This window comes from Oxalicibacterium sp. (genome assembly GCF_057353965.1).
In genome coordinates, this window is sequence record NZ_JBMQZD010000004.1 from 97,678 (window position 1) to 110,820 (window position 13,143).

General features: G+C 57.7%; 11 protein-coding genes and 1 tRNA gene. 4 read left to right on the forward strand and 8 right to left on the reverse strand.

Features of this window, described 5'->3' with window-relative positions:
- Window positions 1–73: 73 nt before the first annotated feature.
- The 3 genes from murI to ACO1VH_RS06930 are packed head-to-tail and all read right to left on the reverse strand — an operon-like array spanning window position 74 to window position 3,170.
- Entirely contained in the window at window positions 74–916 is an 843-nt protein-coding gene (murI, locus tag ACO1VH_RS06920) for a glutamate racemase (protein ID WP_486243775.1), read from the reverse strand.
- A gap of 40 nt (window positions 917–956) precedes the next feature.
- Window positions 957–2,501, reverse strand: a complete 1,545-nt coding sequence (locus ACO1VH_RS06925; RefSeq protein WP_486243776.1) for a fumarate hydratase — start codon at window positions 2,499–2,501, stop codon at window positions 957–959.
- Between the two features lie 48 nt (window positions 2,502–2,549).
- Window positions 2,550–3,170, reverse strand: coding sequence for a YqhA family protein (locus ACO1VH_RS06930; protein ID WP_486243777.1), 621 nt, complete (start codon window positions 3,168–3,170; stop codon window positions 2,550–2,552).
- Window positions 3,171–3,406: 236 nt separating this feature from the next.
- Between ACO1VH_RS06930 and acs the strand changes: the two genes are divergently transcribed.
- From acs to ACO1VH_RS06945, 3 genes are all read left to right on the forward strand, one after another.
- Entirely contained in the window at window positions 3,407–5,389 is a 1,983-nt protein-coding gene (gene acs, locus ACO1VH_RS06935) for an acetate--CoA ligase (protein ID WP_486243778.1), read from the forward strand.
- Window positions 5,390–5,741: 352 nt separating this feature from the next.
- On the forward strand, window positions 5,742–7,085 hold the full coding sequence (gene gdhA, locus ACO1VH_RS06940; protein ID WP_486243779.1) for an NADP-specific glutamate dehydrogenase: 1,344 nt from the start codon (window positions 5,742–5,744) through the stop codon (window positions 7,083–7,085).
- Window positions 7,086–7,208: 123 nt separating this feature from the next.
- Window positions 7,209–7,299, forward strand: a tRNA-Ser gene (locus ACO1VH_RS06945).
- A 169-nt stretch (window positions 7,300–7,468) separates the two neighbouring features.
- On the opposite strand, the gene ACO1VH_RS06950 is transcribed toward ACO1VH_RS06945, so the two are convergent.
- The 5 genes from ACO1VH_RS06950 to ACO1VH_RS06970 form a co-directional block, all read right to left on the reverse strand.
- Complete coding sequence (locus tag ACO1VH_RS06950; protein ID WP_486243780.1) at window positions 7,469–7,732, reverse strand: VOC family protein; 264 nt, start codon at window positions 7,730–7,732, stop codon at window positions 7,469–7,471.
- Between the two features lie 527 nt (window positions 7,733–8,259).
- On the reverse strand, window positions 8,260–8,520 hold the full coding sequence (infA, locus tag ACO1VH_RS06955; RefSeq protein WP_486243781.1) for a translation initiation factor IF-1: 261 nt from the start codon (window positions 8,518–8,520) through the stop codon (window positions 8,260–8,262).
- 409 nt (window positions 8,521–8,929) lie between these two features.
- A complete protein-coding gene (locus ACO1VH_RS06960; protein ID WP_486243782.1) occupies window positions 8,930–9,079 on the reverse strand; it encodes a DUF2474 domain-containing protein in 150 nt (49 codons plus the stop codon).
- Complete coding sequence (cydB, locus tag ACO1VH_RS06965) at window positions 9,079–10,086, reverse strand: cytochrome d ubiquinol oxidase subunit II (protein ID WP_486243783.1); 1,008 nt, start codon at window positions 10,084–10,086, stop codon at window positions 9,079–9,081. The genes ACO1VH_RS06960 and cydB overlap by 1 nt, the downstream gene beginning before the upstream one ends.
- 3 nt (window positions 10,087–10,089) lie before the next feature.
- Window positions 10,090–11,523, reverse strand: a complete 1,434-nt coding sequence (locus ACO1VH_RS06970) for a cytochrome ubiquinol oxidase subunit I (protein ID WP_486243784.1) — start codon at window positions 11,521–11,523, stop codon at window positions 10,090–10,092.
- Window positions 11,524–11,802: 279 nt separating this feature from the next.
- On the opposite strand from ACO1VH_RS06970, the gene ACO1VH_RS06975 reads away from it, so the two are divergent.
- Window positions 11,803–13,080: a YXWGXW repeat-containing protein gene (locus ACO1VH_RS06975; RefSeq protein WP_486243785.1), complete on the forward strand. Its 1,278-nt coding sequence runs from the start codon at window positions 11,803–11,805 to the stop codon at window positions 13,078–13,080.
- Window positions 13,081–13,143 lie beyond the last annotated feature (63 nt).

A 13,143-nucleotide genomic window follows, 5' to 3' on the forward strand; every position in this document is an offset into this window, starting at 1 on the left:
GCCATTATACAAACTTCCCCTGCGGCTGGCAAACCAAATAAATTTACCTTGCGGACCGCTGCCGGCGGCGGTTTCAAGGCGCGACGGCGGTGATTGGCGGGGTCTGCTGCAACAGGGCCGAAAACGCGTGTTCCAGCTGCGCCTGGCTGCTGGTCGTGAACGCCTGCAGCGAACCGGGCCGGGTTTCGAAGCGCTGCAGGCCGCGTTGCTGCAGCAGGCGTTCCAGCTGGCGCGAAACGGCTTCGCCGGTATCGATGATGGTGATCGGGTCGGCGCCTTCGCGCTGCGCGATGGCTTCGATGGCCGGCTGTACGAAAGGGTAGTGCGTGCAGCCTAGCGCGATCGTGTCCGCGCCGCCGCGCAGGATGGGCGTGACGTAGCGCTCCAGCATGGCGACCGTTTCCGGCGAATCCAGTTCGCCTTTTTCGATCTGTTCGACCAGGCCGACGCAGGCTTGCATCAGGAAGCGCACGCCAGTTGATGCGGTGATCTGGTCGCGCAGTGCGATGAAGCGGCTGCTCGCCAGCGTACTTGCGGTCGCCAGCACGCCGCCGATACCGCTCTTGCTGAAAACGGCCGCCGGCTTCAGGCCGGGTTCGACGCCGACGACGATGAGGTCCGGATGGCGTGCGCGCAATGCTTCGATGGCGGCAGCCGTCGCGGTATTGCAGGCGACGACGATCGCCTTGACCTTCTTCTCCAGCAGGAAATCGGCGATCGCCAGCGTACGCGCGATGATTTGCGTATCGCTTTTGCCGCCGTATGGCGCATGACCGGAATCGCAGAAACACAGCAGATGCTCGGACGGTAGGCGCGCCTGCACGTGGCGCAGCACGGAAAGCGCGCCGACGCCGGAATCGAACAAGCCGATCGGCGCCTCGGCCGCTTCCTGATCAGGGTAGGGAGAAAAACTCACGTTATATGAATGGCGGACAGTCGATGGAATCGTCGGGAAATCAGTTGGCCGAAACCGGAATCTCGTTCAGACGGATCTTCTCGATCTTTTCCTTCCATTCCTTCGGTCCGGTCGTGTGGACCGAGGTGCCGGTCGCATCGACGGCGACTGTCACCGGCATGTCCTTGACCTCGAATTCGTAGATCGCTTCCATGCCGAGATCGGCAAAGCCCAGCACTTTCGCATTCTTGATCGCCTTCGAGACCAGATACGCCGCGCCGCCGACTGCCATCAGATAGGCGGACTGATGTTTCTTGATCGCCTCGATTGCCACCGGACCGCGCTCGGCCTTGCCGATCATCGAGATCAGGCCGGTCTGCGACAGCATCATCTCGGTGAACTTGTCCATGCGCGTGGCCGTCGTCGGGCCGGCCGGGCCGACCACTTCGTCGCGCACCGGATCGACCGGTCCGACGTAGTAGATCACGCGGTTGGTGAAATCGACCGGCAGTTGCTCGCCTTTCGCCAGCATGTCCTGGATGCGCTTGTGTGCGGCGTCGCGGCCGGTCAGCATCTTGCCGTTCAGCAGCAGCGTCTGGCCCGGCTTCCACGAAGCGACTTCTTCCTTCGTCAGCGTATCGAGATTCACGCGTTTCGATTTCTCGGTATTCGGCATCCAGTTCACATCCGGCCAGTCCGACAGCGAAGGCGGGTCCAGGTAGACCGGGCCGGAGCCGTCCAGCACGAAATGCGCATGGCGCGTCGCTGCGCAGTTCGGGATCATTGCGACCGGTTTCGACGCGGCGTGCGTCGGATGCATCATGATCTTTACGTCCAATACCGTGGTCAGGCCGCCGAGGCCTTGTGCGCCGATGCCGAGCGCATTGATCTTGTCGCACAGTTCGATGCGCAGTTCTTCGGTCTTGTTCTGCGGGCCGCGCTTGCGCAACTCAACCATGTCGATGTCTTCCATCAACGACTGCTTGGCCATCAGCATTGCGCGCTCGGCCGTGCCGCCGATACCGATGCCCAGCATGCCCGGTGGACACCAGCCGGCGCCCATCTGCGGCACGGTGTTGAGCACCCAGTCGACCAGCGAGTCGGACGGATTGAGCATCGTGAATTTCGATTTGTTTTCCGAGCCGCCACCCTTGGCTGCGACCTGCACGTCCACCGTGTTTCCAGGCACCAGTTCCATGTGCACGACGGCCGGCGTGTTGTCCCTCGTGTTCTTGCGCTCGAACTGCGGATCGGCGACGACCGATGCACGCAGCGTGTTGTCCGGATGCAGATAAGCGCGGCGCACGCCTTCGTTGACGACGTCGGTGATCGATTCGTTACTGCCGAAACCGGCGAACTTCACGTCCATGCCGATCTTCAGGAAGACGTTGACGATGCCGGTGTCCTGGCAGATCGGGCGGCGGCCTTCGGCGCACATGCGCGAGTTCGTCAGGATCTGCGCAATGGCATCCTTCGCCGCCGGGCTTTGCTCCGACTCATAAGCGCGCGCCAAGTGCTGGATGTAATCCTGCGGATGGTAGTAGCTGATGTATTGCAGCGCGGCGGCAACGGATTCGATCAGGTCGTCTTTCTGGATGGTAGTCATGGCGGTTTCGGCTAGAGATGGATGAGGGATGGCGGGCCGGCGAATGGATTAATGCGCGTTGTTCATGGCATGTGTATCGGCCATGATGCGATCGGCATAGGCGATCGCCATTGCGGATAACAAGAAAACGACGTGGATCGCGGTCTGCGCGATCAGCGTCTTGGCATCGTAGGCTTGGGCATTGATGAAGCTCTTCAGCAGATGGATGGACGAAATGCCGATGATTGCCGTTGCCAGTTTCACTTTCAGTACGGATGCATTCACGTGCGACAGCCATTCCGGCTGATCGGGATGGTTTTCCAGGTTCATACGCGACACGAAGGTTTCGTAGCCGCCGACAATCACCATGATCAGCAGGTTGGAAATCATCACCACGTCGATCAGGCCCAGTACTACCAGCATGATCGTTGTCTCGGTCAATGCTTCGGGCCGTGCGGCACCGGGAATGGTGACAACGTCAAGAATGTGCTTCAGGGCATCGGGGCTGCCGAGCACTGCGCCGATCAGGACGGTCAGCTCTACCCAGAAGTGATAAACGTAGACGCATTGTGCAAGAATCAGCCCGAGATACAATGGCAGTTGCAGCCAGCGCGTCGCAAAGATGAAGCCGGCCAGCGGATGGATACGTAAGGAAGCGGCGGATTTTTCGTGATTTGCAGAAGATTTCATGAGGTGCGCAAAGGCAATGGCGAACAAACGGAATGCCGCATTTTACACGCGCATCCGCGCTTTCGCGGCGGTTCGGAAACGCGCCGAGCGGCGGTTTTCAATGAATTTTTTGCAGCACTTGCGGCAAGGATTTGCAGTAAGTTGCGCAGTAAGTTTTTTCAGTAAGTTTTATGTAAGGCTTCAGTAAGCGGAAAAGTTTATTGTGGCCGCCAAAGGATAAGGAACCGGAGGAGAACATGTCCGACATCGAGAGTTTCAAGCAGGAGCAGCGCGTTTTCGATCCGCCTGCCGATTTCGTTGCCAACGCGGCCATCAGCGGCATGGATGCCTATCGCGCAATGTGCGCAGAAGCAGAAGAAGACTACGAAGGCTTCTGGGCGCGCCTCGCACAACAGAATATTCAATGGACCAAGCCGTTCACCAAGCGGCTCGATGCTTCCAACGCGCCGTTCTACAAATGGTTCGAGGATGGCGAACTGAACGTCGCAGCCAACTGCCTGGATCGCCATCTGACCAACGGCAACGCCGACAAGACTGCGCTGATTTTCGAATCCGACGACGCCAAGGTCAGCAGCGTCACCTATCGTGAACTGTACGAACGCGTCGGCAAGTTCGCCAACGGCTTGAAATCGCTCGGCGTGCAGAAGGGCGATCGCGTCGTCATCTACATGCCGATGTCCATCGAAGGCATTTCCGCGATGCTGGCTTGCGCGCGCATTGGCGCCACGCACTCGGTCGTGTTCGGCGGATTCTCCGCCAAGTCGCTGCAGGAGCGCATCATCGATGCCGGCGCTGTCGCCGTGTTGACGGCCGACTATCAGGTGCGTGGCGGCCGCCAGTTGCCGCTGAAAGCCATCGTCGACGAAGCGCTCGACATGGGCGGCTGTGACACGATCCGCAAGGTCGTCATCTATCAGCGTACGGGCGCGGAAATCAAATTCGTCGAAGGCCGTGATCTGTGGCTGCATGACCTGGTGGAGAAGCAATCGGCGGAATGCGAGCCGGTGCCGGTCGGTGCAGAGCACCCGCTGTTCATCCTCTACACGTCCGGTTCCACCGGCAAGCCGAAGGGCGTGCAGCATTCGTCCGGCGGCTATCTGCTGTGGTCGATGCTCACGATGAAATGGTCGTTCGACATCAAGCCCGAAGACATCTACTGGTGCACCGCCGATATCGGCTGGATCACCGGCCACACCTACGTCACCTATGGCCCGCTCGCCTGCGGTGCGACGCAGATCGTGTTCGAAGGCGTGCCGACGTATCCGAACGCCGGCCGTTTCTGGGACATGGTGCAGCGCCACAAGATCAGCATCTTCTATACCGCGCCGACCGCGATCCGCTCGCTGATCAAGGCATCCGAAGCCGATCCGAAGGCACATCCGCGCAATTACGATCTGTCCAGCCTGCGCCTGCTCGGCTCGGTCGGCGAACCGATCAATCCGGAAGCCTGGATGTGGTACTACAAGAACGTCGGCGGCGAGCGCTGCCCCATCGCCGATACGTTCTGGCAGACCGAAACCGGCGGCCACGTCATCACGCCGCTGCCGGGCGCGACGCCGATGGTGCCGGGTTCCTGCACGCTGCCGCTGCCGGGCATTGCCGCAGCCGTCGTCGATGATGCCGGCCACGATCTGCCGAACGGCAAGGGCGGTCTGCTGGTCATCAAGAAGCCATGGCCGTCGATGATCCGCAATATCTGGAACGATCCGGAGCGCTTCACGAAGAGCTACTTCCCGCAGGAACTGGGCGGCACTACGTATCTGGCCGGCGATGGTGCGATCCGTAACGAAGAAACCGGCTACTTCACGATCACCGGCCGTATCGACGACGTGCTGAATATCTCCGGCCACCGTCTCGGCACCGCCGAAATCGAATCCGCGCTGGTCGCCAATCCGATCGTGGCCGAGGCGGCTGTCGTCGGCAAACCGGACGACACCACCGGTGAATCGATCTGCGCCTTCGTCGTCCTGAAGCGCACCCGCCCGGAAGGCGACGACGCCAAGGCCATCGCCAAGGAATTGCGCGACTGGGTTGCCAAGGAGATCAGTCCGATCGCTCGCCCGCGTGAAATTCGCTTCGGCGACAACCTGCCGAAGACCCGTTCCGGCAAGATCATGCGCCGGCTGTTGCGCGTGATTGCGAAGGATGAGGAAATCACGCAGGATATTTCCACGCTGGAGAATCCGGCGATTCTGGAGCAGCTGAAACAGGCCCAATAAAACAAGCGTAATGGAGCAGATGCAATGAAACTCTTGTGAATGTCTGCTTTGGAAAGAGCCGCCGTATCGAACGGCGGCTTTTTTATTGGGAACGATGTTTCGTAGAAGCCGGTTTGGCGGTCGTTAAATTTTCGTTATAATTCCCGCTTTCGCCGCATGCATTGGCGAATTGGATCAGGAGAGATGGAAATTTAGTCGCCGGAAGGCGTGTGCAGATTCACAGACTGTCGCTCGAGTTTCTCTCTTCGTCATGAAAGGCCTCCAATTGGGGAGGCCTTTTTCACTTTTAAAACGATAATGTCTTTGGCGAGCTGCGTTTCGCTACATCTATCAGGAGCAAGGAAGGTCAATAATGAAATACCAGCAGCCACAACAATTTCTGGATGCCGTTGCCGCACGTAACCCGGGACAACCGGAATTTCTGCAGGCGGTCGGCGAAGTCATTGGAAGCGTCTGGTCCTACATCGAGCAGCATCCGCAGTATGCGGAACACGGCATGCTCGATCGTCTGGTCGAGCCGGAACGCGTGATCATGTTCCGCGTGGCATGGGTGGATGACCATGGCGACGTGCAGGTGAATCGCGGCTACCGCATTCAGCACAATTCGGCGATCGGCCCGTACAAGGGCGGCATTCGTTTTCACCCGTCGGTGAATCTGTCCATCCTGAAGTTCCTGGGCTTCGAACAAACCTTCAAGAATTCCCTGACCACGTTGCCGATGGGCGGCGGCAAGGGCGGCGCCGATTTCGATCCGAAAGGCAAGAGCCCGGGCGAAGTCATGCGCTTCTGCCAGGCATTCATCAGCGAACTGTTCCGTCACATCGGCTCGGATACCGACATCCCCGCCGGCGATATCGGCGTCGGTCGTCGTGAAGTCGGCTACATGGCCGGCATGATGAAAAAGCTGTCGAATCGTTCCGATTGCGTATTCACCGGAAAAGGCTTGAGCTTTGGCGGCTCCCTGATCCGTCCGGAAGCGACCGGTTACGGCACGGTCTACTTTGCCGAGGAAATGCTGAAGAAAACCGGCCGCTCGTTGCAGGGCATGCGCGTCTCCGTTTCCGGTTCGGGTAACGTTGCCCAATATGCGGTTGAAAAAGCGATGCAGCTGGGTGCAAAGGTCGTGACCGTTTCCGATTCGAGCGGCACGGTCGTGGACGAGGACGGTTTCACGCCGGAGAAGCTGTCGATCCTGATGGAAGTGAAAAACCATCTCTACGGCCGCGTGAACCAGTATGCCGAGCGCGTCGGTGCGAAATTCGTCGCAGGTGCTACTCCTTGGCACGTGCCTGTGGACGTGGCGCTGCCATGCGCAACCCAGAACGAACTGCACGGCGAGGATGCGAAAACGCTGATCAAGAACGGTGTGATTTGCGTCGCCGAAGGTGCAAACATGCCATCCACCATCGAGGCCGTCGAAGCCTTCGAACATGCCGGCGTGTTGTATGCGCCGGGCAAAGCCAGCAACGCGGGCGGCGTCGCCACTTCGGGTCTGGAAATGACGCAGAATGCAATGCGCTTGTCGTGGACACGCGAGGAAGTGGATGCCCGCCTGTTGGAAATCATGCAAGGCATTCATCGTTCCTGCGTCGAATACGGCACAGATGCTTCGGGTCGCGTGAATTACGTCAACGGGGCCAATATCGCCGGCTTCGTCAAGGTGGCGGATGCGATGTTGGCGCAAGGCGTGATTTAAAGGGCAGGGCCGGTTCTTTTCCCCGTTTTCAGGGAGGAACCGTATTTGCCTGACGGGTTTAGCGTTTCGCCAAACTTTTGCTATAATCCACGGCTTCGCCAAATCCATCGGCGAACCGAATCAGGAGAGATGGATGAGTGGTTTAAGTCGCACGCCTGGAAAGCGTGTATAGGTTCATAGCCTATCGGGGGTTCGAATCCCCCTCTCTCCGCCAGGAATACGAAAGCCCGCTTATGCGGGCTTTTTTGTTTTGGGCGAAGAAAAGGAAGTCGGCTGATTGGTCCCTGCAGGTGATTCGGGAGGTTGTGCTCGCAAGCGAAACGGCAGCTGCGGAATGCAGGCGAATCCAGACTGCCGCAATGCGACAGCGCTGCTATGAGTGACTAACCGGAGACGAGGCTAAGTATGTTACCGTCCGGGTCCTTGAACCAGGCAACCTTCATATCGCCACCGACATAAAGGTCACCTTCTCGCGTCAGCTCCGGCAGATCGTAATGCTCGAAGGTGACGCCCTTTTCCTTTAGCGTGCGCGCAATGCTGGTGATATCGTCGCCGACATTCCATACCAATGCCGTCGCCTTGTTTGTGCCGGCATATTGTGATCGGTAAACGTTGATTCGCGAATTGCCGCAACGATAGGTAATCACCTCGTTGCCTTCTACTGATTCCTTTTGTAGCCCAAGTGTGGTTTCTTAGAATTTCGCCGCGACCTGTATATCCTTGACGGCGACCATTGCGATCGGTTCCTTGCTGTTGAGCATGTCAGTCTCCTTTGGAATTGCCACCCAGGAAATCGACGAGCGTCCGTGAATGTCGGGGCTATGCGCGCAGGTGACAATGTTCGTGTGACTGATGGGTGAAATGAACGTTCAAAAATTCGTGGCGAACGATTTACAAAGACTTGCCTGATATCTTATCCGATTGTACTCATTCTTTTTCGACTGATCTCGGACAGATCGGATTCTTGTATTTGGCAGTATCGCTTCTATACTGCGCTGATTTGGACAGTCTTGATAGCAACCAGCCATCTACGTGTGGAAGATTGCGGTGCAACCATGGACGGCATGTACCCAGACATCTCTCAAATAAATCAATCTTACCTATGCACGATTTGCCTCGCTAACCGATACGCGCAAGATATCTGGCGTACCGGTTATGCATGTCAACAAAATGTCTAGCGACGACGATATCCGGTTGTCGGGGCTGGACCACGTTTTTCCAGATGGCGGAAGGTGACGCGACCTTTGCTGAGATCGTAGGGCGACAGTTCGATGGAGACCTTGTCTCCGGCGAGGATGCGGATATGGTTTTTCTTCATCTTGCCGGATGTGTAGGCGATCAGTTGATGTCCGTTTTCCAGGTCGACGCGGAAACGCGAATCAGGGAGGACTTCAGCGACGAGTCCGATCATTTCAAGCATTTCTTCTTTGGCCATGGTTCTCCAATGTTGAGTACGCTAGTTGTAGCTGATGCCGGTCGAGCCTCGTGGTCCACGCCGCTTTCGGCGATTGGCAAGCAGCTTAGCGATGATGTGAAAAGCCTCGTCTGGCTTGCGAGCACAGACTGGCGCGGATACTGCGGAAACATCGCGGCGTATCAAATACGCCGGTGAGATGAAATCAAGCAACGAAGGCGGTCGGCACAAATGGAACGCAATGATATGTGCCGAATGAAAGAGGCGGGATATGTCATCCCGGCTTTGGTCAAAAAGGCGATTCGCCAGCAGACCGCACACTATAGCAGAGTTAAGGAATTGCTGCGGCCGGCTGGTGCCGGCAGACTCTCGACATTGAAGAACATGTCGTTTGTCGAAACACTGCCAAGCCCACTGTGGCGCAATATGTTCAGACAGTCATCCCGGCCGCATGCATTATCAGCCGAAGCAGCAGCGCAACCACACCGAGCGTGAGCACGCTGGCAGCCCATATCGCCACCAGCCATCCCAGTCTCTTCCACAGCGAAGAGGGCGTGGATATTCTCGATTGCGTGCGCATCAGTGATATCCCTCCCCCGGTTTAACCTTGCCGCGGAACACATAGTAGGACCACACCGTGTACATGAGAATGATCGGGATGATCAGCAGCGCGCCGACCATCGTAAAGCCCTGGCTTTGCGGCGGCGACGATGCCTGCCAGATGTCGATCGATGGCGGAACGATGTTGGGAAACAGGCTGATGCCCAGGCCGCTGTAGGAGAGGAAGATCAGGATTAGCGTCAACACAAACGGCATCAGGTCGGCGCCGTTTTTGATCGATCGCAGCAGCATCCAGGAACAGACGGCGACCAGCAATGGCACCGGCGCAAACCAGAAGATATTCGGGAAGCTGAACCAGCGTTCCGCGATCCGCGCATCGGCCAGCGGCGTCCAGATGCTGATGATGGCGATGACGGCCAGCAACGCCCATACCAGCCATCGAGTGATCGCGTAGGCACGACGTTGCAACGCATGTTCGGTACGCCAGATCAGCCAAGTGCTGCCCAGCAGCGCAAATGCAACCAGCAAACCGCAGCCGGTAAAGATCGAGAACGGTGAAATCCAGTCGAACGCACCGCCTGCAAAGACATTGTTTTCCACCGGAATGCCTTGGATGTATGCACCCAGAATCATGCCTTGGAAGAACGTGGCGGCAATCGAGCCGCCGATGAATGCTTTGTCCCAGAAATGCCGTTCGTGATCCAGTGCCTTGAATCGGAATTCGAATGCCACACCACGAAAAATCAGGCTTAGCAGCATCAGGATGATCGGCAGGTAGAAAGCCGACAGGATCACCGAATACGCAACCGGGAATGCGGCCAGCAGGCCAGCGCCGCCGAGTACCAGCCATGTCTCGTTACCGTCCCATACCGGCGCCACGGTATTCATCATCGCGTCGCGTTCTTCCTTCTCCTTGAAGAACGGATAAAGGATGCCGAGGCCGAGATCGAAGCCGTCCATCACCACATACATCATGATGCCGAACAGGATGATGACAGCCCAGATAAGAGAAAGATCGATACCCATCGCTCAGCTCCTCTGCGAAAGTGAATGCGCGCCTGGTTTGGCCGCTGCAGCGGCGGATAGTGGCCGCATCTGCTGTTGATGCTGGCCGGGGCCGCCGCCTTCCGGTTCGTCGCTTTCATTCGGTTTCGGGCCGACGCGCACCAAGCGCATCAGATAACCGATGCCGGTGCCGAACACGGCGAAATAGACGATGACGAACAGCACCAGTGTCAGACCGAGCTGATCTGCGCTGTGGCGCGACACCGAATCGGCCGTGCGCAACACGCCGTACACGGTCCATGGTTGCCGACCGATTTCAGTCGTATACCAGCCGGCCAGGATCGCGATCAGGCCGGTTGGCCCCATCAGTACCGCACAACGCAGGAATAGTCGATTGTTCCAAAGCGTGCCGCGTCGATGCATGATCATCCCGACGATGCCAAGCAGGATCATGCAAATGCCCAGTCCCACCATGATGCGGAAGGTCCAGAAGACGATGGTCGAATTGGGGCGGTCTGCTTTGTCGAAGTCCTTCAGGCCGGGAATTTCGCCATCCCATTCGTGCGCAAGGATCAGGCCGCCCAGCCGCGGTATTTCGACGGCGAAGCGGGTTTCTTCACGTTCCATATCGGGCAGGCCGAACAGAATCAGCGGCGTGCCGGGGTGTCCGTCGTCCTGCCAGTGACCTTCGATTGCGGCAATCTTGGCAGGTTGATGCTTCAGCGTGTTGAGGCCGTGAAGGTCGCCGATCAGCGCCTGTATCGGCGCGACGACGGCGATCATTAGCAATCCCATGACGACCATTTTTCGGATGGCTGGATTGTCGTTGCCGCGCAGCAGATGCCAGGCTCCCGATGCGACGACGAACAGTGCTGTGGCGAGAAAGGCGGCCACGCTCATGTGCATCAGACGATACGGAAAAGAGGGATTGAAAATCACCTGCAGCCAGTCGGTCGGCACGACACGGCCGTCGACGATGCTGTAGCCTTGCGGCGTCTGCATCCAGCTGTTCGACGCAAGAATCCATGTGGTGGAAATCAAGGTGCCGACGGCCACGGCGGCGGTAGAGAAGAAATGCAGTTTTTCGCCGACGCGATGCCAGCCGAACAGCATGACGCCGAGAAAGCCCGCTTCGAGAAAAAAGGCCGTCAACACTTCATATGCGAGCAACGGCCCGGTGATGGAGCCGGCAAAGTCGGAGAAGTAACTCCAGTTGGTGCCGAACTGATAAGCCATCACGATGCCGGAGACGACACCCATGCCGAAGTTGACCGCGAAGATTTGTAACCAGAAGTGATACAGATCGCGATATACCTGATTGCGCGTGCGCAGCCAGCAGGCTTCCAGTACGGTCAGATAACTTGCCAATCCGATCGTGATGGCGGGGAAAATGATGTGGAACGAAATCGTGAATCCGAACTGGATTCGCGCAAGATCGAGAGCAGACAGACCAAACATGATGCGTCCTTTGGTGACACCTCGTTGGAAAACCTGAAACTCATTCTAGGCAGTGAAACGCACAAAGTGTAGTAGGCATAAAGCCCTAGGGCATATGGCCCCAGGACAATTTGGCACAGTCATGCCGGATTGGCCTCGATTATTTCCGGACGGCATCGTTTGAAGGTTTTACACTTTGTTTCGATTGAGAAAAACAGGGTAGGAACTCCCCATCTTGCAGAGACCTCGAAATAACAAGATTAATCCAATAGTCGGCATCAAGACCCTAAAGGAGCCATTGTGAGCAGTTATCGTGTGCGCTTGATGCGCATTGCCCTCGCACTCTGCCTGATGACATCTGCATCGGCATGGTCGCAAACCTACGTCAATCTCTCCATTACGACGGCACCGCCGCCGTTGCCGGTCTACGTGCAGCCGCCGATTCCGGACAACGGCTATATTTGGCAACCGGGATACTGGGCTTATGAGGATGGCGATTATTACTGGGTGCCGGGTACCTGGGTGCTGCCGCCTTCGGTGGGCTTGTTCTGGACACCGGGCTATTGGTCCTGGCGCAACGGTATCTATATTTTCTTTCCGGGCTACTGGGGGCCGCAGGTCGGCTTCTACGGTGGCATCAATTACGGTTACGGCTATACCGGCTCCGGTTATTACGGCGGCTATTGGCGGCACAACGTTTTCTACTACAACCGTTCGATCAACAACTTCGGCAATCGCCATATCACGCATGTCTACAACAAGACCGTGATCAACAACGTGACCGTCAATCGCGTCAGCTACAACGGCGGCCGTGGCGGCGTTGGCGTACGGCCGAGTGAACGCGAGCGAAACTATGCGCGCCAGAAGCACATAGCACCGACGCAGGCACAGCTTCAGCATGCACGCGAAGCGTTCGGCAACCGCGAGCAGCGTGCGTCTTTCAATCGCGGCAAGCCGCCGATTGCTGCGACAGACAGGCCGGGACAATTCCGGGGCAACGGGACTGTTTCGTCACGCGATGCGGGCGGTGTGCATGATCGTTCACGGAACGAAATGCGCCACGGCGATAGCGGCCGTTCCGATAATCGTGCGGGCGATCCGCATCGGTTATCCAGTACGGGTTCGCAGTCCGGTTTCGCACGCGACAATTCGCAGCGGCAGATCGATCGTACGCAGCAACAGCAGAGGGATCAGCTGCAGCGCCAGCAACGCGAACAGCAATGGCAGCAGCAACAGCAACAGCAGCATGAGCAGCAAGTACGCAGCGCACATCAGCGACAGGGGCAGGAACAACGCGAACGACAGGCACAGCAGCAGCGGGAACAGTGGAACCGCGATCAGCGTGAGCAGCAGATGCGCCAGAATCAGCAGATACAACGCCAGCGCGACCAGAATGTTCAGCGCGAACGGCAGCAGGAACAGATGCGCCGTTCGCAGCAGCAGATGCAACAGCGTGAGCAACAACAATTTCGTCAGATGCAGCAGCCACAGCAGCGCATCGAACATGCAAGGTCGCAGCAGCATGTGCAGAATCGCGGGCCGCAAGGCAGGCCATCCGAAGGAAGCCGGCGTGAATGATGCTGTTCTTCTTGAACAAAAACGAACTCCCGCGATTGCGGGAGTTTTTTATGCACTGCGGAG

Excerpts from the sequence above, each read along its gene's own strand:
- ACO1VH_RS06930 (WP_486243777.1), bottom strand. The coding sequence starts at position 3,170 with ATGAAATCTTCTGCAAATCACGAAAAATCCGCCGCTTCCTTACGTATC.
- acs (WP_486243778.1), top strand. The coding sequence starts at position 3,407 with ATGTCCGACATCGAGAGTTTCAAGCAGGAGCAGCGCGTTTTCGATCCG.
- ACO1VH_RS06970 (WP_486243784.1), bottom strand. The coding sequence starts at position 11,523 with ATGTTTGGTCTGTCTGCTCTCGATCTTGCGCGAATCCAGTTCGGATTC.
- cydB (WP_486243783.1), bottom strand. The coding sequence starts at position 10,086 with ATGGGTATCGATCTTTCTCTTATCTGGGCTGTCATCATCCTGTTCGGC.
- ACO1VH_RS06960 (WP_486243782.1), bottom strand. The coding sequence starts at position 9,079 with ATGCGCACGCAATCGAGAATATCCACGCCCTCTTCGCTGTGGAAGAGA.
- ACO1VH_RS06925 (WP_486243776.1), bottom strand. The coding sequence starts at position 2,501 with ATGACTACCATCCAGAAAGACGACCTGATCGAATCCGTTGCCGCCGCG.
- gdhA (WP_486243779.1), top strand. The coding sequence starts at position 5,742 with ATGAAATACCAGCAGCCACAACAATTTCTGGATGCCGTTGCCGCACGT.
- infA (WP_486243781.1), bottom strand. The coding sequence starts at position 8,520 with ATGGCCAAAGAAGAAATGCTTGAAATGATCGGACTCGTCGCTGAAGTC.